This is a genomic window from Bradyrhizobium lablabi (assembly GCF_900141755.1).
Taxonomy (GTDB): Bacteria; Pseudomonadota; Alphaproteobacteria; order Rhizobiales; family Xanthobacteraceae; genus Bradyrhizobium; species Bradyrhizobium lablabi_A.
In genome coordinates, this window is the sequence record NZ_LT670844.1 from 5,242,501 (window position 1) to 5,265,760 (window position 23,260).

At 63.3% G+C, this 23,260-nt stretch carries 24 protein-coding genes and 1 tRNA gene (1 of these 25 cut by a window edge); 8 read left to right on the top strand and 17 right to left on the bottom strand.

Features of this window, described 5'->3' with window-relative positions:
* The 3 genes from B5526_RS24455 to B5526_RS24465 all read right to left on the bottom strand — a co-directional run.
* Positions 1–545 carry the 5' portion of an NAD(P)H-dependent oxidoreductase gene (locus tag B5526_RS24455; RefSeq protein WP_079542419.1) on the bottom strand. Its footprint begins 760 nt before the window's first position, so 545 of the gene's 1,305 nt are visible here — the first part of the coding sequence; the start codon lies at positions 543–545; its stop codon lies off the left edge, out of view.
* A 163-nt stretch (positions 546–708) separates the two neighbouring features.
* On the bottom strand, positions 709–1,509 hold the full coding sequence (locus B5526_RS24460; RefSeq protein ID WP_079542420.1) for a phytanoyl-CoA dioxygenase family protein: 801 nt from the start codon (positions 1,507–1,509) through the stop codon (positions 709–711).
* A 34-nt stretch (positions 1,510–1,543) separates the two neighbouring features.
* The gene (locus B5526_RS24465; protein ID WP_079542421.1) at positions 1,544–2,218 is read right to left on the bottom strand and encodes a GntR family transcriptional regulator; all 675 of its coding nucleotides are present in this window, start codon (positions 2,216–2,218) and stop codon (positions 1,544–1,546) included.
* A gap of 150 nt (positions 2,219–2,368) precedes the next feature.
* Here B5526_RS24465 and B5526_RS24470 point away from each other — a divergent pair, with 150 nt between their 5' ends.
* Positions 2,369–3,181: a class I SAM-dependent methyltransferase gene (locus tag B5526_RS24470; protein WP_244562050.1), complete on the top strand. Its 813-nt coding sequence runs from the start codon at positions 2,369–2,371 to the stop codon at positions 3,179–3,181.
* A gap of 21 nt (positions 3,182–3,202) precedes the next feature.
* Here the strand turns inward: B5526_RS24470 and B5526_RS24475 are convergent, their stop codons facing one another.
* The gene (locus tag B5526_RS24475) at positions 3,203–4,012 is read right to left on the bottom strand and encodes an alpha/beta fold hydrolase (RefSeq protein WP_079542422.1); all 810 of its coding nucleotides are present in this window, start codon (positions 4,010–4,012) and stop codon (positions 3,203–3,205) included.
* Positions 4,013–4,433: 421 nt separating this feature from the next.
* Here B5526_RS24475 and B5526_RS24480 point away from each other — a divergent pair, with 421 nt between their 5' ends.
* On the top strand, positions 4,434–4,976 hold the full coding sequence (locus B5526_RS24480) for a methylated-DNA--[protein]-cysteine S-methyltransferase (protein WP_079542423.1): 543 nt from the start codon (positions 4,434–4,436) through the stop codon (positions 4,974–4,976).
* 168 nt (positions 4,977–5,144) lie between these two features.
* Here the strand turns inward: B5526_RS24480 and B5526_RS24485 are convergent, their stop codons facing one another.
* The 4 genes from B5526_RS24485 to B5526_RS24500 form a co-directional block, all read right to left on the bottom strand.
* Positions 5,145–6,014: an MBL fold metallo-hydrolase gene (locus B5526_RS24485; protein ID WP_079542424.1), complete on the bottom strand. Its 870-nt coding sequence runs from the start codon at positions 6,012–6,014 to the stop codon at positions 5,145–5,147.
* An 18-nt stretch (positions 6,015–6,032) separates the two neighbouring features.
* Positions 6,033–6,647, bottom strand: coding sequence for a glutathione S-transferase family protein (locus B5526_RS24490; protein ID WP_079542425.1), 615 nt, complete (start codon positions 6,645–6,647; stop codon positions 6,033–6,035).
* A 225-nt stretch (positions 6,648–6,872) separates the two neighbouring features.
* Positions 6,873–7,715, bottom strand: a complete 843-nt coding sequence (locus B5526_RS24495; protein ID WP_079545303.1) for a fumarylacetoacetate hydrolase family protein — start codon at positions 7,713–7,715, stop codon at positions 6,873–6,875.
* Positions 7,716–7,917: 202 nt separating this feature from the next.
* Positions 7,918–8,766: an MBL fold metallo-hydrolase gene (locus B5526_RS24500; protein ID WP_079542426.1), complete on the bottom strand. Its 849-nt coding sequence runs from the start codon at positions 8,764–8,766 to the stop codon at positions 7,918–7,920.
* A 130-nt stretch (positions 8,767–8,896) separates the two neighbouring features.
* Here B5526_RS24500 and B5526_RS24505 point away from each other — a divergent pair, with 130 nt between their 5' ends.
* The gene (locus B5526_RS24505) at positions 8,897–9,307 is read left to right on the top strand and encodes a DUF3775 domain-containing protein (protein ID WP_079545305.1); all 411 of its coding nucleotides are present in this window, start codon (positions 8,897–8,899) and stop codon (positions 9,305–9,307) included.
* A gap of 239 nt (positions 9,308–9,546) precedes the next feature.
* On the opposite strand, the gene B5526_RS24510 is transcribed toward B5526_RS24505, so the two are convergent.
* The 3 genes from B5526_RS24510 to B5526_RS24520 form a co-directional block, all read right to left on the bottom strand.
* Complete coding sequence (locus B5526_RS24510) at positions 9,547–10,539, bottom strand: NADPH:quinone reductase (RefSeq protein ID WP_079542427.1); 993 nt, start codon at positions 10,537–10,539, stop codon at positions 9,547–9,549.
* Between the two features lie 14 nt (positions 10,540–10,553).
* The gene (locus B5526_RS24515) at positions 10,554–11,339 is read right to left on the bottom strand and encodes an SDR family oxidoreductase (protein WP_079542428.1); all 786 of its coding nucleotides are present in this window, start codon (positions 11,337–11,339) and stop codon (positions 10,554–10,556) included.
* Positions 11,340–11,460: 121 nt separating this feature from the next.
* Positions 11,461–11,976, bottom strand: a complete 516-nt coding sequence (locus B5526_RS24520) for a CvpA family protein (RefSeq protein ID WP_079542429.1) — start codon at positions 11,974–11,976, stop codon at positions 11,461–11,463.
* Between B5526_RS24520 and B5526_RS37885 the strand changes: the two genes are divergently transcribed.
* Positions 11,975–12,145 (top strand): hypothetical protein, encoded by a 171-nt coding sequence (locus tag B5526_RS37885; RefSeq protein ID WP_154071433.1) that lies wholly within the window; start codon positions 11,975–11,977, stop codon positions 12,143–12,145. The genes B5526_RS24520 and B5526_RS37885 overlap by 2 nt on opposite strands.
* A gap of 153 nt (positions 12,146–12,298) precedes the next feature.
* Here B5526_RS37885 and B5526_RS24525 read toward each other — a convergent pair whose 3' ends face one another.
* On the bottom strand, positions 12,299–13,906 hold the full coding sequence (locus B5526_RS24525; protein ID WP_079545307.1) for a GMC family oxidoreductase: 1,608 nt from the start codon (positions 13,904–13,906) through the stop codon (positions 12,299–12,301).
* A 329-nt stretch (positions 13,907–14,235) separates the two neighbouring features.
* On the opposite strand from B5526_RS24525, the gene B5526_RS24530 reads away from it, so the two are divergent.
* The 3 genes from B5526_RS24530 (at position 14,236) to B5526_RS24545 (ending at position 17,065) form a co-directional block, all read left to right on the top strand.
* Positions 14,236–14,312 (top strand) — tRNA-Met (locus B5526_RS24530).
* A gap of 719 nt (positions 14,313–15,031) precedes the next feature.
* Positions 15,032–16,666 (top strand): acetolactate synthase large subunit, encoded by a 1,635-nt coding sequence (locus B5526_RS24540; RefSeq protein ID WP_079545309.1) that lies wholly within the window; start codon positions 15,032–15,034, stop codon positions 16,664–16,666.
* A 6-nt stretch (positions 16,667–16,672) separates the two neighbouring features.
* Complete coding sequence (locus B5526_RS24545; protein WP_079542431.1) at positions 16,673–17,065, top strand: DUF4345 domain-containing protein; 393 nt, start codon at positions 16,673–16,675, stop codon at positions 17,063–17,065.
* A 13-nt stretch (positions 17,066–17,078) separates the two neighbouring features.
* Here B5526_RS24545 and B5526_RS24550 read toward each other — a convergent pair whose 3' ends face one another.
* From B5526_RS24550 to B5526_RS24560, 3 genes are read right to left on the bottom strand one after another with little or no spacing between them, the layout of a single operon-like run.
* Positions 17,079–19,346, bottom strand: a complete 2,268-nt coding sequence (locus B5526_RS24550; protein ID WP_079542432.1) for a xanthine dehydrogenase family protein molybdopterin-binding subunit — start codon at positions 19,344–19,346, stop codon at positions 17,079–17,081.
* Positions 19,339–20,397 carry an FAD binding domain-containing protein gene (locus tag B5526_RS24555; RefSeq protein ID WP_079542433.1) on the bottom strand — a complete coding sequence of 353 codons (1,059 nt, stop codon included), beginning with the start codon at positions 20,395–20,397 and terminating at the stop codon, positions 19,339–19,341. Before B5526_RS24555 ends, B5526_RS24550 begins: the two co-directional genes overlap by 8 nt.
* Positions 20,394–20,891: a (2Fe-2S)-binding protein gene (locus tag B5526_RS24560; protein WP_079542434.1), complete on the bottom strand. Its 498-nt coding sequence runs from the start codon at positions 20,889–20,891 to the stop codon at positions 20,394–20,396. Before B5526_RS24560 ends, B5526_RS24555 begins: the two co-directional genes overlap by 4 nt.
* Before the next feature lie 239 nt (positions 20,892–21,130).
* On the opposite strand from B5526_RS24560, the gene B5526_RS24565 reads away from it, so the two are divergent.
* Positions 21,131–21,799: a TetR/AcrR family transcriptional regulator gene (locus B5526_RS24565; RefSeq protein WP_079542435.1), complete on the top strand. Its 669-nt coding sequence runs from the start codon at positions 21,131–21,133 to the stop codon at positions 21,797–21,799.
* A gap of 57 nt (positions 21,800–21,856) precedes the next feature.
* Here B5526_RS24565 and B5526_RS24570 read toward each other — a convergent pair whose 3' ends face one another.
* Positions 21,857–22,486, bottom strand: coding sequence for a TetR/AcrR family transcriptional regulator (locus B5526_RS24570; protein ID WP_079542436.1), 630 nt, complete (start codon positions 22,484–22,486; stop codon positions 21,857–21,859).
* Positions 22,425–23,243, bottom strand: coding sequence for an SDR family oxidoreductase (locus B5526_RS24575; RefSeq protein WP_079542437.1), 819 nt, complete (start codon positions 23,241–23,243; stop codon positions 22,425–22,427). Before B5526_RS24575 ends, B5526_RS24570 begins: the two co-directional genes overlap by 62 nt.
* Positions 23,244–23,260 lie beyond the last annotated feature (17 nt).

The following is a 23,260-nucleotide window of genomic DNA, read 5'->3' on the forward strand; positions in this document are numbered from 1 at the left end:
GCCGGCGTCACGTCATGATAGGCGGGCAGATATTTTGTGCCTTTGCCGGCGGCAACGACGCGGAATCCGGTGGCACGCGCCCAGTCCACCATCTCGGCGGTGAGCGCCGGCTGATCGCCGTAGGCCAGCGAATAGACCACTTGCGCTTTACGCGCTTCGTCCGCGAGCAGCGGCCCCGCCAGCACGTCGGCCTCGACATTGACCATGACGATATGCTTTTTGGCCGCGATCGCCGCGCGGGCATGCTTTATTCCGACCGCGGGATTGCCGGTCGCTTCCACGATCACCTCGATATTGCCTGATGTCGCTTCCGCGCTGTCGGCCGTGAATGTGGTCGCCGCGATCCGCTCGGCGTCCCAGCCGACGGTGCGGCAGGCCTCGCGCGCCCGCTCCGGATCGAGGTCGACGATCACGGGCACTTCGAGCCCCGGCGTATGCGGCACCTGTGATAAAAACATCGAGCCGAATTTTCCAGCGCCGATCAGCGCGACGCGGACGGGTTTACCGGCGGCACGGCGGGCGTTGAGCAGGTGATGGAGGTTCATGGAAGTGATCCAATCGGGTCAGATTATTGGCAGGTAGCTGCGCCAAAACTACATTTCGTCATGGCCGGGCGTGTCCCGGCCATCAACGCCCTTTGTGCCTGTGGCAAGACGTGGATGCCCGGCACAAGGCCGGGCATGACGACTTGGTTGGTGTCCGTGACAACTACTCCGCCGCCTGGCGATGGGCGCGGGCGAGCCGCAGCAGCGCGTCGTCATCGACCGTCTTGATCGGCGTAAAGTCCCGGTGGGCGATATATTCCGGCCGCGTGGGGTTTCGGATGTAGTTCGAAACCGCGTTCAGCGTCAGATAGACGATCTTGCGCGGATAGGGTGTGATGTTGCCGGCCGAGCCGTGCACCAGATTGCCGTGGAACATCAGCATGCCTCCGGCCTTGCCGGTCGGCGCGACGATGCCGCCCTCCCTCACCAGCCGCGTCACGGTCTCTTCGTCCAAGGTCCACAGCGGATAAGACGTCGTCTGAAGGTCGTGCGAAGCCTTGAGGTCGCCGGCGTGCTGGCTTTTCGGCACCAGCATCAGGGGGCCGTTGATCGGCATCACCTCGTCGAGGAAGATCGCGATGTTCATCGCGCGCGGCAACGGCATGCCGTCGTCGCGCTTCCAGGTGCCGTAATCCTGGTGCCACTGCCAGACGTCGCCCGTGAAGGCGGATTTGGCGTTGATCTTGTACTGGTGCATGTAGACTTTTTCGCCAAAAATCTGTTCCACCGGATCGATCATGCGCGGATGGGCGCCGAGCAGCCCGAACGCCTCGTTATAGAGATGGGCGGCAAAAGCCGTTCGTGGTGCTCCGCTCTTTTCGCGCCAAACCTCGGGGCGTTTGGTGTCGTAGATGCCCTCCGCTTCATGCGCCAGCAAGGCCACTTCCTCGGGGCTGAACAATTCGGGCAGGAACAGCCATCCCTCGCGATTAAAATCGTCGATCTGTTGCTGGGTCAGTTTCATCGGCTCCTCCTTTTGTTATTGATTCCGGCGGCCGCTACGCCGCCTTGTCGGTCGCTCTCAGTCTCTCTTCGGTCATCCGTCCGGCGCTCTGCGCATGCGCCTGCGCCGCGCTCTCGGCGGCTTTGGCGTTGCCGGAAAGAATATGGCGGGCAATCATCTCGTGCTCGGCCCAGGCGCTTTCGCGGTAATCGAGTTCGGCGAGAACGGTCGCCATCGACCGGCGCATGTGCGGCCATTGCGGCGCAATCATTTCCTCGATCGCGGGATTTCCCGCCAGCCGATAGATCGCACTATGGAAATCGACGTCGAGCGCGATTAATTGCGAAAGCGGCGCCTTCCTGCCGACGGCAAGCCCGGCGCGCAGCGCGGCTTCAAGCTGTGCGCGCCCGGCGGAATCGGCCTTGATCCGAAGCGCTGCGAGCCGTGCCGCCAGCGCGTCGATCGCGCCGCGCACTTCATAAAGCTGGCGGATCCGCTCGGGATCGAGCTGGGTGACTTCAAAACCCTTGCGGCCGCTTTCGGCGACCAGGCCCTGCCGGTGCAACAGATGCAGCGCATGGGAAACCGGCTGCCGCGAGACGCCGAGTCTTTGCGCGAGTTCGTTCTGCCGGATGCGCTGTCCCGGCGGCAGGCTGCGGTCGATAATGGCTTCGAGAATCCGCGTATAGACCTGATCGATCAGGTTCGGCAGCGGGTCTAACGGGATCATGCCAGCACCCTTTGGAATACGGAATTCCGAATTCGAAAACTAGCCGAAGGAAGGGTGTGTGGTCAAGCGCCAGTCGTTGATATTGAGCTCCCTGGCGGCCTTGCGCCGTCGCGCTATTCTCGTGGGCCTAAGGCAAATCGGAGGTCCATCATGAGCAACGACGCGAGTTTCATCGGCAATATCCCGCGGTATTACGATGAAGGCCTCGGGCCGCTGATCTTCGTGGATTATGCCACCGAGATCGCGCAACGCGTCGCCGCGGGCAATCCGGCGCGGGTGCTGGAGACGGCCGCCGGCACCGGCATCGTCACGCGAAAGTTGCGCGACGCATTGCCCGCCGGCACGCAGCTGACGGCCACCGATCTCAATCCGCCGATGCTGGAGGTCGCGCGTGCCAAGTTTCGCGCCGGCGAGCGGGTCGAGTTCCAGCCTGCCGATGCCGTGGCACTTCCGTTTGGGGATGCAAGCTTCGATGCCGTCGTGTGCCAGTTCGGCGTGATGTTCTTTCCGGACAAACCAAAATCCTTTTCCGAGGTTTATCGCTTGCTCAGGCCCGGCGGCCGCTATCTGTTCAGCGTCTGGGACTCACATCGCTATAACCCATTCGGTCGCATCGCCCATCAGGTTGCGGGAAGCTTTTTCCCCGCCGACCCGCCTCAGTTCTACAACGTGCCGTTCTCCTGCCATCAGATAGATCCCATCAAGGAATTTTTGATCGAGGCCGGCTTTACCGGCATCAACGCTGCCGTGGTAAGTCTGGACAAGGCGATTCCTGACACGGCAAAATTCGCGCGCGCGGCGGTCTATGGTAATCCGCTCGTCGATCAGATCAGGACGCGAGGCGGCGTCGAGCCGGAACGTGTCGTCGAGGCGCTGCTGGGCGAATATCGCCGCGAATTCGGCGCCGATCCCGGACGCATGCCGCTTCAGGCGATCTTTTTTTCCGCGACGAAGCCATCGTGACCCGGGACGACGCCGCTTTTCCTATGACCCCAAAAACTCCAGCACGATCTCGCTGAATTTCTGCGGCGCCTGTTCGAACATCGGATGCGTGGTGTTGGGGATCATCGCGGTCTTCGAACCCTTCACGTTCGCGGCAAGCGTATGCAGCACCTTGGGCAGCGCGCCCTTGGTGTTGGCGCCGCCGACGAACAGTGTCGGCATCTTGATCGCCTCGGCATCCAGCTTCGAAAATGGCGGACGCTTGTCGCGGCTCTGGCCGATCAGGGTGAAGGCATTGTCGCGCAATTGCTGTTTTGGGGTCGCCGGCAGCCGCGCCCACGCGCCCGGGCCCTCGATCGCGTCGAAGAACATCGTCAGCCCGCCCTCGACATCGCCGCCTGCGATCTTGTCGGCGGAGGCCGCAACCCTCGCGGCTAGCGGCGAGGGGCCCGGCTTGAATGCCGGATCGAGCGTGGCATCCAGCTCGCCACCGGGTTCGGCCAGAATTAGTTTTCGCAGTAAATCAGGCCGCCGCTGCGCGACGCGGAACGAGACATGCCCGCCGCGGGAATGTCCCATCAGGTCGACCGGGCCGGCGTCAAGCTTCTCGATAAAGCCGATCATGTCGTCGGTGTGCTGCGCGATCGAATAGGTGTCACCGATGCCGTCCCAATGCTCGGGAAAGAAGTGCCGCAACGACACCGCGATCACCCGATGCTTTCGGCTCAGCGGACCGAGCACCGCCGACCAGATCCGGAAATCGCACAGCGAACCGTGCACGCACACCAGCGGCGGGCCGTTCCCGACATCGAGATAGGCCATGTCGTATCCGTTGACGCTTAGCGTTTGCATGGGGGGCTCGTGGCGGGGCGTCGGTGGGAAGGAGAAGCAGGTCAGAGAGACAATTATTTCACGGAAACCACTGCCCATCCAACCCTTGTCATTCCCCGATGTGCAATTGCACATCGTGGATGCGTCACCCGAACTCGGGTTTACCCGAGTTCGGCAAATCTGATTGGCCAAGTCGGCAACAGCCGACTTGGACGGCGCAGGCCCGGAAACCATAACCCCCATCGTGGTTATGGATTCCGGGCTCGCTCGCGGAGCCTGTCATCGGGCCGGCCAGAGGCCGGACCCGGTGGCTCCCGCCCCGGAATGACGAATAATGGTACAAAGTTCCCTCGGAATCCGGGTGGATCGCAACAATTTCCAAGCCTAGATTCCACGCAAGGATCAAGCTCACACCATGGAGCGACAAGATTTGGAGCCAGCCATGACCGACCAACAGTTTACAATATTCGACACCGCGATCGGCCGCTGCGGCATCGCCTGGGGACCGCGCGGCATCAATGCGGTGCAACTGCCGATGGGCAGCGAGGACAAGACCCGCGCCCGCATCCGCCAGCGCTATGGCGATATCGCCGAGGCGCCGCCGCCTAACGAAGTTCAACATGCGATCGACGGGATCGTCGAATTGCTCGCGGGCAAGCCGAACGATCTCGCCGACGTCGTGCTCGATCTCGACGGCGTTCCCGAGTTCCATCGCGGGGTCTACGACATCGCGCGCAGCATCCCGCCGGGCAAGACCATGACCTATGGCGACATTGCAAAACGGCTCGGCGGCGTCGAATTGTCACGCGATGTCGGCCAGGCGCTCGGGCGCAATCCCTGTCCGATTGTGGTGCCCTGTCACCGCGTGCTCGCCGCCGGCGGCAAGCCCGGCGGCTTCTCCGCCAATGGCGGCGTCGCCACCAAGCTCAAGATGCTGGCGATCGAGGGCGCGGTCGTGAACCACACGCCGAATTTGTTCGAGTGAGCCGGCTGCTTCTCCCTCGCCCCGCTCTTCGCGGGGAGAGGGTCGGGGTGAGGGGCTCTATCCGCGAACACTGAAGCAAAACGTGTGCGGAGACTCCCCCTCACCCGGCGCTATGCGCCGACCTCTCCCCGCAAGCGGGGCGAGGTGAACTGAGCAAGCGGCTTCGGACTAGACCGCCTCACACGAAAAGCCATCGCCCTTGCGGCGGATTCTTCCCGTTGAGGGCGAGGGGAAATGCGCGGTGCAGCACAGCGTATCGGTATCGCAGAAACGTTCCATGAAATTGCGCCGCGTCGTAGCCGCCTGCACCTGATCGACATCGAATTTCGCCGACAGCTCCGGATAACGCGTCTGCAGCGGCGAATGCATCAAATCGCCGCTGAACACGGCGGCGTCTTTACCGCGGCCGAACGTGAAGGCGACATGTCCCGGCGTGTGGCCCGGCGTCGGCAGGATGCGCGCGTGGTCGCCGATCGCATAATCGTCGCGCACAATTTCTGCCCGCTTGGCCTCGACCACCGGCAGCACGCTGTCGCCGAACGGCGGCACCGGAGTTTTCGAGTGCTGCTCGGCCCAGTAGTCGAATTCGCGTTTGCCGAATACATACCGCGCGTTCGGGAAGGTCGGCACCCAACGGCCGTTTTCCAGCCGCGTGTTCCACCCGACGTGATCGACATGCAGATGCGTGCACATCACGAAATCGATATCGCGAACGGAAAAGCCCGCCGCCGCCAGCCCGCGCATAAAGGTGTCGTCGGTTTTCATGTTCCATTTCGGGCGCAGCGGCCGCGGCTTGTCGTTGCCGATGCAGCTGTCGACCAGGATGGTGTGATGCGGCGTCTTCACGACGTAGGACTGGAAACACAGGATCAGCACGTCTTCGGCATCGATCGCGCCGGCCTCTCGCATCCACGGCCTGTTCTCCGCGAGCAGATCCGGCGTGAGCGCGGGCAGCAGGTCCAGCGCGGGCAGGAAAGTGGTCTCCTGCTCGATGATGCGATGAATGGTGAGATCGCCGACCGTGAGTTTGAGACTCATCGCACCAACCTTCCTTTGTTACGCCGGCGGCGGTGCTGAAATCTTCACCGAAGGCCGCGCCAGCATTTTCTCATGGAACGCATCGAGCTTCGGATAGGCCTTGCGCCAGCCGCAATCGGGAAAGCGGAAATCGGCATAGCCGAGCACGCAAACGAGGCCAATCTGCGCGATATCGAACGGCCGCGCCAGCATCTCGGCCTGGTTCTCGAAGCGCGCCATGCCTTGCCAGGCGCGGTTCCAATGATCGTCCGACCAGGCCTTCCAGCGCAGCGGCTCCGGTCGCACCATGTTCTCATAGCGGCACAGCAGCATGGAATCGAGCATGCCCTGCAGCAGCGAATGGTCGCTCTTGACCTTCCAGCGTGCCGGGCCAGAGGCCGGAATCAATTTTCCGCCACCGGCTAGTTCGTCGAAATATTCCGTCATGACGTAGGAATCCAGGATCACCTCGCCATTGTCGAGGATCAACACCGGCAATTTCTTCAAGGGCGTGATGCGCGAATATTCTTCGTTGGGCTGGCCCGGCGCGACGGACGTCGTAACGAATTCGATCTTATCGATCAGGCCGAGTTCGATCGCGGCAATGCGCACCTTGCGGGCGAATGGTGAGGCCGGGGAGAATGTGAGTTTCATGTTGCAACCTTTGAAATATGCTCAGGCGGAAAATCATCCGTCATTGCGAGCCACCGGGTCGGCGCGGAGCGCCGCCTGATGACAGGCTCCGCGAAGCAATCCATAGAGCCGCGAAAAAACCGTGGATTGCTTCGTCGCGGAGCCTGTCATCGCGCGCGCGTTCGCGCGACCCGTTAACTCCTCGCAATGACGGTGGTTGGCATTTGCGACGGCGGCGCAAAAGCCTCACGCCTCAATAATCTGCTGCCGTTGCTCGCCGAGCCCCTCGATACCGAGCGTGACGACGTCGCCGACATTGAGGAATTGCGGCGGCTTCATGCCGGCGCCGACGCCGGGCGGGGTGCCCGTGGTGATGACGTCACCCGGCAACAGCGTCAGGAATCGCGAGACATAGGCGATGCATTTTGCCATCGAGAAGATCATGGTCGAGGTCGATCCAGTCTGGCGGCGCTTGCCGTTGACGTCGAGCCACAGCGACAATTTCTGCACGTCCGGGATCTCGTCCTTGGTCACGAGCCAGGGGCCGAGCGGGCCAAACGTGTCGTGCGACTTGCCCTTGGTCCATTGGCCGAGGCGCTCGAGCTGGAAATTGCGCTCGGACACGTCGTTGCAGACGCAGTAGCCGGCAACGTGGTTGAGCGCGTCGGCCTCCGAGACGTATTTGGCGCGGGTGCCGATGATGGCGGCGATTTCGACTTCCCAATCGAGCTTGATCGAGTCGCGCGGCTTCTCGACCGGATCGTTGGGGCCGCTCAGCGCGGTATTGGCTTTCAGGAAGAAGATCGGCTCGGTTGGAATCTGCGCTCCGGTCTCCTTGGCGTGATCGACGTAATTGAGGCCGATAGCGACGAATTTCGAGATGCCGGTCACCGGCGCGCCGATCCGCGGGCTGCCGCTGACGGCGGGAAGCGTGGCCGGGTCGAGGGCGGTGAGTTTTGAAAGCGACGCCGGCGAATAGGCCTCGCCGCTGAGGTCCTTCACATGCGCCGACAGATCGCGCAATTGACCCGATTTGTCGATCAGGCCGGGCTTTTCCTGGCCAAGTGCCCCGTAACGAACCAGCTTCATTTTGTCACTCCCTAGGACGATGGTGGCTTGCATGCTTCTTGGAACAGCGCGGGGGGAAATTCAACTGCTGACTGACCGCTGCATTGCTGCTCCCCTCATCTCGAGGAGCGGCCTTTAGGCAGCGTCTCGAAGGATGGGCGGCATTGGGGCCGCATGGTTCGAGACACGCGGATCGCGCTCCTCACCACCATCGGGGCTGCCGTCATCCCAGGGCGATGAATTTGAAGGCATCGCCGTCGCGCTTGAGGTGGCCGGCGTTGTAATGGCCGCCGATCACCAAGGTCGGCGTGTCGGCGAACCGGGAGAACAATTCGCGCCGCGTCACCACAGACTGGACGGGGTCGGAATCCGCGGTCGATGACCAGCCGAGATGCGCCATCTGGCAGGGGTGATGGGCGACGTCGCCGGTGAGCAGGGCCGTTTCGCCGGCCGATTCGATGAGAATGCTCATATGGCCCGGGCTGTGGCCCGGTGTCGGGATCACTGTGATTTCATCGCCGAGCCGGGCGTCGCTGGCGACGAGGTCGGCCTTGCCGGCGTCGACGATCGGCTTTACGGAATCGCTGAAAACCGCCGCCTGCGAGGGCTCGTGGCTATGATCGCGCCAGTGCTCGTACTCGCCTCTGCCGAACACATAGCGGGCATTGACAAAAGTCGGCACCCACTTGCCGCCGGCGAGGGTCGTGTTCCAGCCGACGTGGTCGACATGCAGATGCGTGCACAGCACGGTGTCGATCGTCTCGGGCGCAAAACCGGCCTCCCGCATGGTTTCGAGGAAAGGGCCGTTTCGGTTATTCCAGGTCGGGACGTTGCGGCCCTCTTTGTCGTTGCCAAGCCCGGTATCGACCACGATCCGGCGCGACGGCGTCTCCACCACCAGCGCGTGGATCGACATTTTCAGCCGGCCTTCTTCGGTCGCGAAATGCGGGATCAGCCAGGGCAGTTTCCGGATTTCCTCGTTGCCGGCCAGGGGTAAGATGAATCGCGTGCTGCCGATCGTCTCCAGCTCGACGATTTTGGTGATTTTGACCTTGCCCACATTCCAGTGCATCCGCCGCCCTCTAAATGCTCGTTTCGTGTTCGTTTCTTGGGCGCAAAGATGCTGGTTTCCGTGCGTTCGCGCAATGGATCATCTTGCGGACAAGCGCGTTGACGGGCACGCAAGGCAAGGGAGCCGCAAGATGCCAGAATTAGCGATTTCGGCCGAAAAGGTCGGTTTTTTGATCGAGAAAACCCGGGAATTCGATGCCAAGGAAGGCGCCACCGATCCGGATTCCGGGTCGAACGGCGCCGACGACAACATGATCGACGTGCTCGAGGATGACGGCCGCGATCCCGTGGTGCGCGAGATCACCGGCTTCATCAATGCCATGACCGAAGACGAGCAGATCGACCTGATCGCGCTGATGCGGCTCGGCCGCGGCGACGGCACCATCGACGACTGGGACGAATTGCGCCGCGAGGCCGCGGACGGATTCAGCGAGAGCGCCGCGAGCGATCTGCTCGGCGAACCCCTGGTCAGCGATTACCTCGCCGAGGGGCTCGACCAGTTCGGCCTGACCTGGAACGACGAGCGGACCACGCCGGTGTAACGGTCACCTTACCCGCTTGCGGGGAGAGGTCGGATTGCTACGAGCGATGCCAACGGGTCGCGCGAACGCGCGCCCGATGACAGGCTCCGCATCGTCCGGAGTAATCCGGGTGAGGGGGACTCACCGCGCACTCCTCAACTTTAGAACTTGCGGAAGCGGCCCCTCACCCCAACCCTCTCCCCGCGAAGAGCGGGGCCAGGGAGAAACGGCAATCGTCGCTACGCTTCGAATGAAGCCGACTATGCTCGCGCGCAGTCGACGACGACGGTGCCGAGCTTGTCACCCTTTTCCACGGCGAGATGCGCCTGCGCGGTCTGCGACAATGGAAACTGCGCGGCGATATTGTGGATGCGTGGACCCGCTGAGAGCCATTTGGAGATATCGGCCTGAGCGGTCGCCAGCAAAGGCGGCGGCAGCGCGAATAGCACCAGTGCGCGCAGCGCGATGCATTTCTCCATCAATTCGCGCATCGGCAATGTCGGGCTGCGATTGCCATTGGTGGCGTAGACGGCAATCGTCGAATTCATCGCCATCAGCTTCAGCGTCGTCGCGATGTTGCCGCCGAAGTCGACATCGACCACGCGGTCGACGCCGCGCTGCTCGGTGAAATCCATGACTTTTGCAACGACGTCGTCGGTTTTGTAGTTGACGACGAGATCAGCGCCGGCAAGGCGTGCTTCCATATCCTTTATGGCCGAGCTGACGGTCGCGATCACACGCGCGCCGCCCGCCTTCGCCAATTGCACGGCATAATGTCCGACGGCGCCGGCGCCGCCGGTGACCAGCACCGTCTGGCCCGCGATCGATCCATCGCCGAACAGGCAGGACCACGCGGTCATGCAGGGGATGCCGAGCGTGGCGCCGGCCGCAAAGGAAACATCGTCCGGCAACGGCGTCACCAAATAATCAGCGAGCGCGATATATTCGGCCGCGGTCCCGAAGGCGCGGCCGTTGCGCTGGCCGTTGAACAGCCAGACCCGCTGACCGATATCAAACCGGGTGACGCCGTCGCCGAGCTGTTCGATTATTCCAGCGCCATCGCTGTTCGGTATCACGCGCGAAAATTCCATCGCGCGATAGCTGCCGGCGCGGCGGCCGACATCGGCCGGATTGACGCCGGAAGCTTCCAGCCGGATGAGGACTTCGCCGGGGCCCGCCACCGGCGTCGGCATCTCGCCGAAGGTCAGGACATCGGCCGCCGCACCTGTTCGCTCGTACCAGACGGCCTTCATTCCAGCACCTCTGCTTAGAGCGTGCCCGGGAACGCGCCGCCGTCGAGCAGGATGTTCTGGCCGGTGATGAAGCCGGCCTTGGCGCCGCACAGAAACGCGCAGGCGAGCCCAAATTCCTCGGGGTCGCCAAAGCGTCCGGCGGGATTTTGTTTGGCCCGCTCTGCCAACAACTGATCCACCGTGATCCCGCGCCGCTCCGCTTCCGCCTTCGCGACCGCGCCGCGCAGCCGATCGGTGTCGAAAGGCCCCGGCAGCAGGGCATTGATGGTGACGTTATTGATCACGGTTTTCCGCGCGATGCCGGCGACGAAGCCGGTGAGGCCGGTGCGCGCGCCGTTGGACAGTCCCAGGACCTCGATCGGCGCCTTCACCGCGGCGGAAGTGATGTTGACGATGCGGCCGAATTTGCGGGCCATCATGCCGTCGACCGTCGCCTTGATCAGCTCGATCGGGGTCAGCATGTTGGCGTCCAGCGCCTTGATCCAGTCGTCGCGGGTCCAGTTGCGGAAATCGCCGGGCGGCGGGCCGCCGGCATTGTTGACGAGGATATCCGGCTCGGGACAGGCCTTTAGGACGGCCTCGCGTCCCGCGGGTGTCGTGATGTCGCCGACGATTTCGGTCACGGTGACGGTCGGATTGGCCTTGCGTATCTCACCCGCGGTCTTCGCCAGCGCTTCCGCACCGCGCGCCGTCAGCGTGACATGCACCCCTTCATTCGCCAGCGCGATCGCGCAGGCCCGTCCCAATCCCTTGCTCGATGCGCACACGATGGCGCGGCGGCCTTTGATCCCAAGATCCACTGTCTCGCTCCCGTTATGTCAGGTGATTTTTGACGTCCGATCCCAACACTCTAGCGAACCCGGGCGCCGCTGATAAGGGACCGGGCTCTGCCTAAATGCATATCTGGGGACTATGCCGGGCTCAAATCCGCTGGTCTTTCCTGAGCCGGTCGATATAGGCCACGACGTCCGGCGGCAGCGACTGAAAGCCCCTTTGGCCGGCGACCGACAACAGCGGCCGCAGCCGCGAAGCGGCAAGATACGCCGGCTGGCGCTCCGATGGCACCAGGGTATCGAACATCAGCACGACCGTGGTCGCGATCAGGCCGACGCGTACCGCGCCGAGCGCCGCGCCGGCGAGGCGATCGCCGAGGCCTGGTTCCGTTCCCATGGTTTCGTCGAGCGCGATTCGCATCAGTTTTCCGAGCCCGATCCCGGTGGCGAGGAAAATCCCGAACAGGATCGGCGCGTTTTCCAACAGCGGCGTGCCCGGCTGGCTGCCGATCGCCGGGGCAACAAATGTCATCGCCCAGGCCGCGATCGGCATCGCGATCAGATAGGCGAGGATCGTCACCGCGCTGCGCAGCAAGCCGGCATTGAAGCCGGTGACGACGGCGATGGCCAATCCCAGATAGACCGCGGCGTCGAAACCGTTCATGGACGAGAATTTTCCGCCTGTTGCGTGGGTTGGATTTGGTCAACCAAACGGGTTTGAGATCGCTAAAATCGTCTGTATCAATAAAACCGCAGATATCGCGGAGTCCATGTCCGGTCTATTCGACGTCAGTAAAGAAATCATTCTCGACGGCGGATTTTTGCTGACGTGATGCAGCGGTAACTATCTCCACGTCATTGCGAGCCAACGGGTCGGCGCAAAGCGCCGCCCGATGACAGGCTCCGCGAAGCAATCCATAGCGCGACAAGGCAAGTGTGGATTGCTTCGTCGCTTTCGCTCCTCGCAATGACGATGCGGCGCGAAATCAATTCGCCCGCATCTCGGCCTTGATCATGTCGGCGGCCTTTTCGCCGATCATGATGGTCGGCGCGTTGGTGTTGCCGCCGATCAAGGTCGGCATGATCGAGGCATCGACCACGCGCAGGCCTTCGAGGCCGTGGACTTTCAGTTTCGGGTCGACCACGGCGAGCGGATCGCCAGTGCCCATCTTGCAGGTGCCGACCGGGTGATAGACGGTGTCGACGCGCTCGCGCAGGATTTTTCGGATATCGGCGTCGGTCTCGATGCCCGCGGTGAAGACGTCGGAGGTTTGCAGCGCCTTGAGCGCGGGCGCATCGAGCAGCCGTTTTGTGGTCTTGAAGCCGGCAACCATGGTGTCGAGATCGGCCTCCTCGCCGAGAAAATTCGGATCGATCGCAGGCGCTGCCAGCGGATCGGCGCTCTGCAGCCAGACGCTGCCGCGGCTGTGCGGCCGCAGCAGGCAGACATGGCACGAGAAGCCGGTGCCCCAGCGCGGCTTGCGGCCATGATCGTTCACCATCGCCATGCAGAAATGCAGTTGGATGTCGGGCACGTCGAGGTCGGGGCGGGTTTTGAGGAAGCCGCCGCATTCGGCGACGTTGGAGGTCATCGGTCCGCGCCGTTCGCGGCGATATTGCGCGATCCCCTTGAAGATCCGCGCGATGCCGCCGAACGACAGCCCCGCAAAGTACGGCGCGTCGGAGGTGAAGCCGAAAACAAAATCCGGATGGTCCTGCAGGTTCTGCCCGACGCCGGGCAGATGATGCGTGGTCGCGATGCCGTGTTTTGCCAGCGCGGCACTGTTGCCGATGCCCGACAGCATCAGCAGTTGCGGGGTCTGGAACGTGCCGGAGGACAGGATCACCTCGCGGCGGGCCCAGATTTGTTTGGTCTCCTTGCCTTGCAAATATTCGACGCCGATCGCGCGGTTACGCTCGAACAAAATGCGGGTGGCCCGCGCTTGGGTCTCGACGCGCAGGTTCGCGCGCTTGCCCAGATGTGGGTGAATGTAACCGCGCGCCGCGCTCCAGCGCTCGCCGTTCTTTTGCGTGACTTGGTATGTGCCGAGCCCCTCCTGCTCCTCGGCATTAAAATCGTCGCGGATGCGAAATTGCGCCTCACGCGCGGCCTGCAGATAGGTCTCCCGCACTGGATTGTCGGAGCGGAGCCCCGTGACATGGAGCGGGCCGCCTTTTCCGTGATACTCGCCGTCGAGTTCGGAATTATCCTCCGAGCGCTTGAAATAGGGCAGCACGTCGGCATAGGACCAGCCGGTGTTGCCGAGCGCGGCCCAGTGGTCGTAATCGCTGCGGTGGCCGCGGATATAGACCATGGCATTGATCGCCGACGAGCCGCCGAGCCCCTTGCCGCGCGGCTGATAGCCGATGCGCCCGTTGAGACCCGGTTGCGGCACCGTATCGAAGGCCCAGTTGTTGACCTTGCCGGAGATCATCAGGATCATCGCGCCTGGCGACGTCACGACCCAATTGTCGCATTCCCCGCCGGCTTCCAGCAGCGCCACCGACGTGTTGGGATCCTCGGAGAGCCTGCTCGCGACCGCGCAGCCCCCGGAACCGCCGCCAACCACCACGAAATCGAATGTGTCCGTCACGCCCAATCCCCCCAGATTCGCATATCGCCCGGCGCATTGGCCGGGCTGTTGGCCCGAAGGCTGGGCTTTTGCGCAAGTTCTGGCAAGAGGGGCCGGTTAGGCGGGTTTTCGCGACGAATTTGCCCGTTTTGGCCGTCACAAAATCCTCAAAAGTCGGCTTCCGGCCCTTTCCAAAGCAGACCTGCGTTGGTACATACCCCCAGCGACCCAACGGCCTTTGCCAAGGGTTGCCTTCTCAGGAAGCCTCCGGACGGGATCGATCGGCGCTTTGCGCGGTGGCCAAACCCGTTTCGGCATTCGGTTTTTTAACGAGGGCGCGCAAGGTTTATCGCGGGGTGGAGCAGCCCGGTAGCTCGTCAGGCTCATAACCTGAAGGTCATAGGTTCAAATCCTATCCCCGCAACCAAGTTAGACCGAAGCTCCCGTAGCGAAAGCTGCGGGAGTTTCGCGTTTTCGCGATCATCCGTGCGCGGCGCGGCCTCCTAACGACTAAGCCCGCATCGACGTGACCTCCATGGTCGCGGCAACGTTCCGCCGGCGGCGCGCCTCAATATTGCAACGCTTAGATTCGCGAAGGACCCGCCGATAGTTGCGCCGCGCCGGGGCAACGCTTGTGAAAAAGACTCTGCTATCGGCCGCGCTCATGAGTGCCTTCGGCGGGTAACGCCAGCGAACTTTCCCTCGAAGGGCGGGAATAATGTCATGCGCATCAGAGTCTCGCTGTCAAAGGATTTAACAAGTCCAGGCAGCGGGAACTCTGCAGAGCGATGGGCAAAGAAAAACAATGCTCGCCTGACAGGCTTGATTGGGACAACCTCGCAGCGGACGCCCTGGAGCTTGCCCGATTGATGCCCCCGGGTCCGGAGCGTAACCAGGCCCTCAAATTGGCAAGCCAAATTCGGTGCACTGCCGATGCGCGGGGATTGATCTTTGCAAAGCGGGGCAGGCCGCGAAAGTAAAGATCTCGGTGGTTGCGGTCTCCGCAACCGAGCTTGTTTGCAAAAACCCGGTCCCTGCGGCCGGGGTTTTCGTTTTTTGGGGGCGATCCACGTTCTCGTAGCCTATATCCTGTTCAATCAGACGGAACTGTCTTGGGCATTCTCGGATGCACGGAAGGGGTCGAACATGAAGGGATCGGATCTGCTCGTGGCGGCCCTCGAGAACGAGGGCGTCGATCGAATCTACGGAGTGCCGGGTGAAGAAAACCTCGACGTTGTCGATAGCCTTCGGCGATCTTCGATCGAGCTGATCGTCACCCGTCACGAGCAGCCGGCGGCTTTTATGGCCGCCACTTACGGGCGGCTTACGGGCAAGCCCGGTGTCGCGCTCTCGACACTCGGTCCCGGCGCGCTCAACCTCGTCACTGGTGCTGCCTACGGATTTCTCGGTGGCATGCCGATGGTGCTGATGACCGGCCAGAAGGCCATTCGACAGAGCCGGCAAGGGCACTTCCAGATCGTCGATATCGTCGCGACCATGCGCCCGCTCGCAAAACAGTCGCAACAGGTCGTGAGCGCATCGAGCATTCCGACGCTGGTCCGCAATGCGTTTCGCATCGCCGCCGAAGAGCGCCCCGGCCCGGTACATCTCGAATTGCCCGAAGACATCGCCAGGGAGGAAGCGGGCGATGTGGCGCTGGTGCCGCCGCATGCCGTGGAGATTCCCGTTCCCTCGCCGGAAGCCATCAAGCGCGCATCCGAGCTGATCCTGGCGGCGAAGTTTCCATTGCTGATGTTCGGCGCCGGCGCCAATCGGCCCCGGCTCGCGCCGGCGCTTTCCGAGTTCGTTCACCGCGTCCGCATCCCCTTCTTCAACACGCAGATGGGCAAGGGCGCCGTCGGTGGTGCGTCGGACTTCTATCTCGGCACCGCGGCCTTGAGCGAGCGCGATTACGTCCACCGGGCGATTGATCGCGCCGACCTGATCGTGACCATCGGGCACGAGACGGTTGAGAAGCCGCCGTTCCTGATGACCCAGGGCCGGCATCAGGTCATTCATATCGGGTTCGAGCCGGCGGCGGTTGAGGAGGTCTATTTTCCGCAAGCCGAAGTCGTCGGCGACATCGCGAGCGGCCTTGGCCTGCTCGCCGGCCTGCTGGAGGGCAAGGTCAGGATGAATCCGGATTGGGTCGCCTTGCGCAAGGAGATCCTCCGTCACATCACCGATCGTGCCGACGAAGATCGCTTTCCCCTGACCCCGCAACGCATCGTGCACGATGTCCGGCAGGTGATGCCGCCCGACGGCATCGTCGCGCTCGACAACGGCATGTACAAGATCTGGTTTGCGCGCAACTACCGCACCGACGTCGCCAACACGCTTCTGCTCGACAACGCGCTGGCCACGATGGGCGCCGGTCTGCCGTCGGGGATGATGGCGGCGCTGCTTTATCCCAAACGCCGCGTGCTGGTGGTCGCCGGCGACGGCGGTTTCATGATGAACAGCCAGGAGCTCGAGACCGCGCGGCGACTAAATCTCGATCTCGTGGTGATGATCATCGAAGATCACGCCTATGGCATGATCCGCTGGAAGCAGGCCGTTGACGGAATGCCGGACTTTGGGCTGAGTTTTGGCAATCCCGATTTTGTCACCTATGCCGCCGCCTATGGCGCGCGCGGGCGGCGCGTCACTTCGGCGTCGGAATTGGTGCCGGCGCTGGAGCAGGCATTTTCCGCCGGCGGGCTGCACCTGATCGCCGTTCCGATCGACTACAGCGAGAACATTCGCGTTCTGGTCGACGAGCTCCGGCATATGCAGGATTAGCGGGGCATGAACAGGCGCGGACGTCAGATTGCAACCGCTATCCTTGGTGCGGTCCCCGTCCTCACCGGGATCATTACCATGTTCGGGCTTAGCGATCCCATCTACGCCGCCGCCAAGATCCCCCCGAATGCGCTGCTCGACAGCAATCTTCGCTTCTTCGGCGGCGTGTGGCTGGGCCTCGGCATCGCGCTCTATTGGCTCGTTCCAAACATCGAAAAGCAGACGGTGCTGTTCCGCGTGCTGTGGGGCATGATCTTCCTCGGCGGCATCGGCCGCCTGCTGTCGATGGCTTTTGTCGGGGTGCCGCCGCTGCCGTTCATCGCCTTCACCGCGCTCGAAATCATCGGCGCGCCGTTCTTCATCTGGTGGCAGGCGCGCCTTGCACGAACAGGCGGGTAAAAACCCGAACCCGTTAGCTCGCCGTCCCCATCACCAGCTCCTCGATCGGAATCGGAAACCGCCGCACCCGCACTCCAGTGGCGTGCCAGACGGCGTTGGCGATGGCGCCGGCCGAGCCGGTGATGCCGATTTCTCCGACGCCCTTGATGCCGAGCGCGTTCACGTGGGGATCATGCTCTTCGATCATCAGCGCCTCCATCGACGGCACGTCGGCATTCACCGGGACGTGGTATTCCGCGAGGTTGGCGTTGATGATCCGCCCGGAGCGGCGGTCGGTGATCGCCTGCTCGTGCAGAGCGAATGACATGCCCCAGATCATGCCGCCATAGATCTGGCTGCGCACGAGGTGCGGATTGATCACCCGTCCTGCCGCGAACGCACCGACCAGGCGGGTGACGCGGATTTGACCCAAATCCGGATCGACCTTAACCTCGGCGAACACGGCGCCATGCGCATGCATCGCGTAGTTCGCCTGCGCCGCGGGATCGACGGCGGCCTTGCCGCGGGCCTCGACCTGCGCAAGACCAGCGCGGCCGAGAATATCGACATAGCTCTCGCTGCGCGTTTCGTCGTCGCGCCGAAACAGACGGCCGTCGCGCGCGACGACACCGGCGTTGCCCGCCCCGAACAGCGGCGAGTGCTCATCGCCGGTCGCGAGATCGGCGAGTTTGGCGATCACGGCTGAGCCCGCGTTATGGATTGCCATGCCGGCGGTCGCGGTGTGGGCCGAGCCGCCGGCGATGCCGGCGTCCGGCAGGTCGGAGGTGCCGGCCTTGAACTCGACCTGTTCGAGGTCGAGCCCGAGGCCATCGGCCGCGATCTGGGCGAGCGCGGTCCAGGCGCCCTGGCCCATGTCGTGGGCGCCGGTCTCCATCACGCCTGAGCCGTCGCTTCGGACCACCGCGCGCGCCTCGGCCTGAAACATCAGCGCCGGAAATGTCGCGGTGCCGATGCCCCAGCCGACCAATAGGCCCGCCTCATCGCGCAATTGCCGCGGCGCCAGCGGTCGTTTCGACCAGCCAAAACGCTCGGCGCCTTGGGCGTAGCACTCGCGCAGGGCTTTCGACGAAAACGGCTTGCCCGAGATCGGCTCGACTTCGGCATAGTTCTTGAGGCGAAACGCGAGCGGGTCCAGCCTGCAGGCCCATGCCGCTTCGTCGATCGCGCTTTCGAGCGCGATCGATCCTGTCGCCTCGCCGGGCGCGCGCATGAACAATGGCGTGCCGGTGTCGATCCGCACCGCTTCGTGCGAGGTCGCGATCGCCGGGCTCGCGTACAGCGTATGCGAGGCATCGGCGGCGGGTTCGTAGAAATCGTCGAACGTGCTGGTCGCGATCTTCGCGTGATGATCGATCGCGGTCAAAAGACCGTCACCGTCAACGCCAATGCGAAGCTTTTGGCGGGAGGCCGAACGATGGCCCACCGGTCCATACATGTGCTCACGGCGCAGCACGAGTTTTACAGGTCTGCCGACCAGCCGCGCTGCCAGGATGCCGAGCACCTGCGGCCCGGAGACCAGGCCCTTTGAGCCGAAACCGCCACCCAAGAACGGGCTGCGGATATGAATCTTGTCCGGCGAGATGCCGAACAGTCCCGCGATCCGCCCCTGGGCCATGGCGAGGCCCTGGCTTGGCGTATCGATCGACAGCGTATCGCCGTTCCATGCGACCACGATGGCATGCGGCTCCATCGCGTTGTGGTATTGCGCCGGCGTCTCATAGGTCGCTTCGATGCGCTTCGAGGCGGCAGCGAGACCCGCCCCCACATCGCCACGCTCGATCACGGCCGGATTGCCGATGCCGACGGCGGGCGGCACAAAACTTTCGCCGGCGTCGAGACCGACGCGCGCGGGCAGCACTTCGTATTGCGGCGAGAGAAGTGCCGCGCCTTCGGTCGCGGCCTCCAGCGTTTCGGCGATTACCACCGCGATCGGCTGGTTCGCATAGCGCACGCTGTCGTTCTGCAACAGTTCCATCCGGAACATGAAGGGATTGGTTTTCGCGTCCGGGTCCTCCGCAAGCGGCGGCCGGTTGGCAGAGGTCATGACTTCGACCACGCCGGGGTGGCGCTTCGCCGCCGCCACGTCGAGGGATTTCACGCGGCCGCGCGCGATGCTGGAGACCGCGAGAACCGCATGCAGCATGCCGGGCGGATGATTGTCCGCGGCATAGCGGGCTTCGCCCTTGACCTTGAGGAGGCCGTCGCGGCGGGTCAGCGGCTGACCGATATTGGAGCCGTGGCGGGCATGGGCGGCAGTGTGAGTGAGGCTGATCTCAGGCATTTTGCAATGCTCCGGAAACGGATGCGAAGGGGGAAGCGGGAAGGGCGGGAACGCGTTTCGGCGTGCCAGCCACAGCGAGCGTCAGTGCGCGCACCAGAATGCGCTGCGCGAGTTCGATCTTGAACAGATTATCGCCGGAGGGTTTTGCCTCGGCGAGGGCTACCTCCGCCGCGCGGCGGAAGGCCGCGGGAGTGGGACTGGCGTCGGCCAGCGTCTCTTCCGCTGCGCGTGCCCGCCACGGTTTCGGAGCGACGCCGCCGAGCGCAAGCCGCGCTTCCCGGATCGTGCCGCGTTCGATCCGCAAGTTTGCGGCGGCCGAGACGATCGCAAAGGCATAAGACGTGCGCTCGCGCACTTTCAGATAGCGCGCGTGCGCCGAGAACCCGCTTGCTTCGGCCGGCAGCCGCAGCGCGACGATCAGGTCGCCGGGCTCGAGCGCATTCTCCCGCTCCGGCGTATCGCCGGGCAGACGATGCAGCGCCTCCAGCGCAATTTCGCGCCGGCCGGCTTTGCCCTCGATCTCGACGACGGCGTCGAGTGCGACCAGCGGCACACAGAAATCCGATGGATGGGTAGCGATGCAGCCCTCGCTCCAGCCGAGCACCGCGTGCAGGCGGTTCTCGCCATCGCGGGCATCGCAGCCCGTGCCGGGCTGGCGCTTGTTGCAGGAGCTGGCGGGATCATAAAAATATCCGCAGCGCGTCCGCTGCAAGAGATTGCCGCCCACGGTCGCGGCATTGCGAAGCTGTGCGGAAGCACCGGACAGAAGCGCCTCGGCCACGGCCGGATAGGATTTTGCGAAATCAAAATCGTGCGCGAGATCGGCATTGCGAACCAGCGCGCCGATGCGCAACCCCCCATCGGCGAGATGCTCGATGCGGTCGAGCCCCGGAAGTTGCGCGACATCGACCAGACGGTCCGGGCTGGCGATGCCGCCCTTCATCAAATCGAGCAGGTTGGTGCCACCGGCGAGATAGGCCGTGCCCGGATGGGCTGCGGCGGCGACGGCCTCGGAGACGGTCGCGGGCCTGAAATAATCGAAGGTCTTCATGCGGAGCGCCTCTGGTTGGCCGCGGTAAGGTTTTGCTGGGCTTCCAGCACCGCGTCGGTGATCCCCGCATAAGCCCCGCATCGGCAAAGGTTTCCGCTCATGCATTCGCGGACGCGTTCCGGGTCATCGCCGGCCTGGTCTTCGTTGATCAGTCCGATCGCGCTCATGATCTGGCCGGGCGTACAAAACCCGCACTGTAAACCGTCATGCGCGATGAACGCGGCCTGCACCGGATGGAGCTGGTCGCCGCGCGCGACGCCCTCGATGGTGAGCACGTCGGCGCCGTCATGGCTGACCGCCAATGCCAGGCAGGAATTGATCCGCCTTCCGTCGACCAGGACGGTGCAGGCGCCGCATTGGCCGCGGTCGCATCCTTTCTTGGTGCCGGTCAGATGAAGACGCTCACGCAACAGGTCGAGCAGCGTGACGCGGGGGTCTTCCAGCTCGACGTCCCGCCGGACGCCGTTGATGGTAAGGCTGATAGGGAAGCTCATGCAGGGCTCCGATCAATGCTATGGTCAAATGGAGGCGCGGCCGCCGCGGTCGATCGGCGGACGTTTGTAGATTTGTTGCCTGCCGCCATATACGGAGGCATCCTCCGTTTCGCAAGGGGCAGGATAAACTAGCCTGATCGGGAAAAATGGAAATCAATTGTTCGAAAAGATCATGCTCAAACAAAGAGATGAGATCGTGATCCAATTAAATCTCGTCGAATCGTGATTAGATTATTCGGATGACAGATCAGTCCGCAGCAACCCTTCGCAGGCCCCGCGCCGACGCGGTTCGCAACCGCGAGCGCGTGCTGGAGGCTGCCAAAATTGTGTTCAGCGCCGGCGGTCCGGACGCGAGCCTGGAGGCTGTGGCAAAGCGCGCCGGTGTCGGCATCGGCACGCTGTATCGTCATTTCCCAACGCGCGAGGCTTTGTTCGAGGCGGTCTACCGCCGCGAGGTGCAGCAACTCGGCGAGCTCGCGGAAGCGTTGAAGAGCGAGCCGTCGCCGGTCGACGCGCTGCGCCGCTGGCTGCGGTCCAATGTCGAGTTCGTCGCCACCAAGAAAGGCATGTCGGCGGCGCTCGCGCTTGCCATGAATAGCCAGTCGGACCTCACCGCCTATTCATTCGAGCGCCTGACCAAAGCCGTCGGCGCGTTGCTTGACCGCGCCGTCGCCGCCGGCGAGATACGCAGCGATGTCAGCCCGGAGGACCTGCTGCGGGCGCTGGTCGGCATGTGCTATCTGCACGACCAGCCCGGCTGGCAGAAGAGCGTGGTGCGGCTGCTCGATGTTTTTGTTGATGGCCTGCGGGTGCAAGGAGCGGCGAAGTCGGTGTCGCGACGCGAGGACGACACTGAGCGGGCGAAGAAGCGGCTTCGGCCGCAAGCATCCCGTAACAGCCGCAAGTAAAGAACGACCGTGCTATCGAGCCTAGTCGCACCTCACGGCCGCGTTGCCCGACAACCTTCAACCCTTCGCGTCGCCGCCAAGGCCCGCCATGAGCGTATCGACCATAGCGGTGAGGCGCGAGCGATACGGCTGCTCCGCGCAGTCGCCGGTGTGGAGCATCCCCATGCCTGCAGCCAGGAACATATCGACCGCCCCGTCGCGGGTTATCCCCGCCTCATTGAGAAGCGTGCCGAGCAATGCGCGGATCTGTTGGTCGAGCGTGTCGAACGCTGCCGCCGCGAGCGCTTCCTTTGACGCCGTCAATTCGGCGATATGCGGCGATTGCGCGACAAGCCGATGGGGTGCTCCGATATAGCAATCGAGTATCCCAACCAGCCGTTCGCTCAGCGGCGTAGCTTGAAGAACAATCCTTCGGGCATCTGCGAGCGTGTTCGCGCACAGCCGGTCGGCGATCGCGGCAAAAAGTTCAGCCTTGGAGTTAAAGGAAAGGTAGACAGTTCCTTTGGCAATACCGGCCTCTCGCGCCACGTCATCGACAGAGGTTCGCTTCACGCCGTAACGCACGAACAGGCGTTGTGCGGCGTCGAGAATCCGGTCGCGCTTGTCGCTTCCCTCGATGGTCGCGTTAAGCCGCGCCGGGGAAGGATTTGCGAGGACCGACGAGGATTTCGGAGACGCTGACGTCATGAGGCTGTGTTACCGCGTATAATACGGCCCGGGCAATATCGTCCGCAGAGGCGAAGATAGCGGAAGCGCGGGTTCTGAGGTCTTCGAGCATCTCGTCCGACAGCACGTCGTCTGTTTGAAACGCGGCCGAGATGCCAACTGATTTGAACATGCCGTTGACGAATTCAGGTGGAAAGTGGCGCCCGAAATTGGTGGCAACCGCCCCCGGCATAATGGTCACCGCGCGTATCGGCTCGTCCTCGAGTTCTTTGCGAAGCACCTTGCAAATGGAATTGACCGCGGCCTTTGTTGCTCCATAGACGTGATAGCCCTCACCTTGGCCGGCATAGGAGGAGATGGTGACGACGTGTCCCTTGCTTCCGGTCTCGCGCATGACACGTATCGCAGCCTGACTGCCGGCCAGCACCGCAATAACGTTCGTTTCGAACATCGCCCGCCAGTCCGCCAATTTGCCGTCGACGATGGTGCCTGGATGGTGGACTCCCGCTGCGTTCACGACGATATCGAGCTGCCCGGTCTGCTCGGCGGCATCGGCGACGAAGGCTTGCAGCTTGTCGTAGTCGTGCAGATCGAAGGCCCCGACGCTCGCCCGGCCGCCCGCGTCTTCGATTGACCGGGCTACTTCCCGGAGTCGCTCCGCGCTCCGCCCCGCGATGAAGACGTGGCTTCCTTGCTGCGCGAGCAGGCAAGCCGTTGCCTTACCGATGCCGGAAGACGCGCCTGTAACGACAGCAGTTTTTCCATCGAGCGCGGCCATGAAGCTCTCCGTCTTGT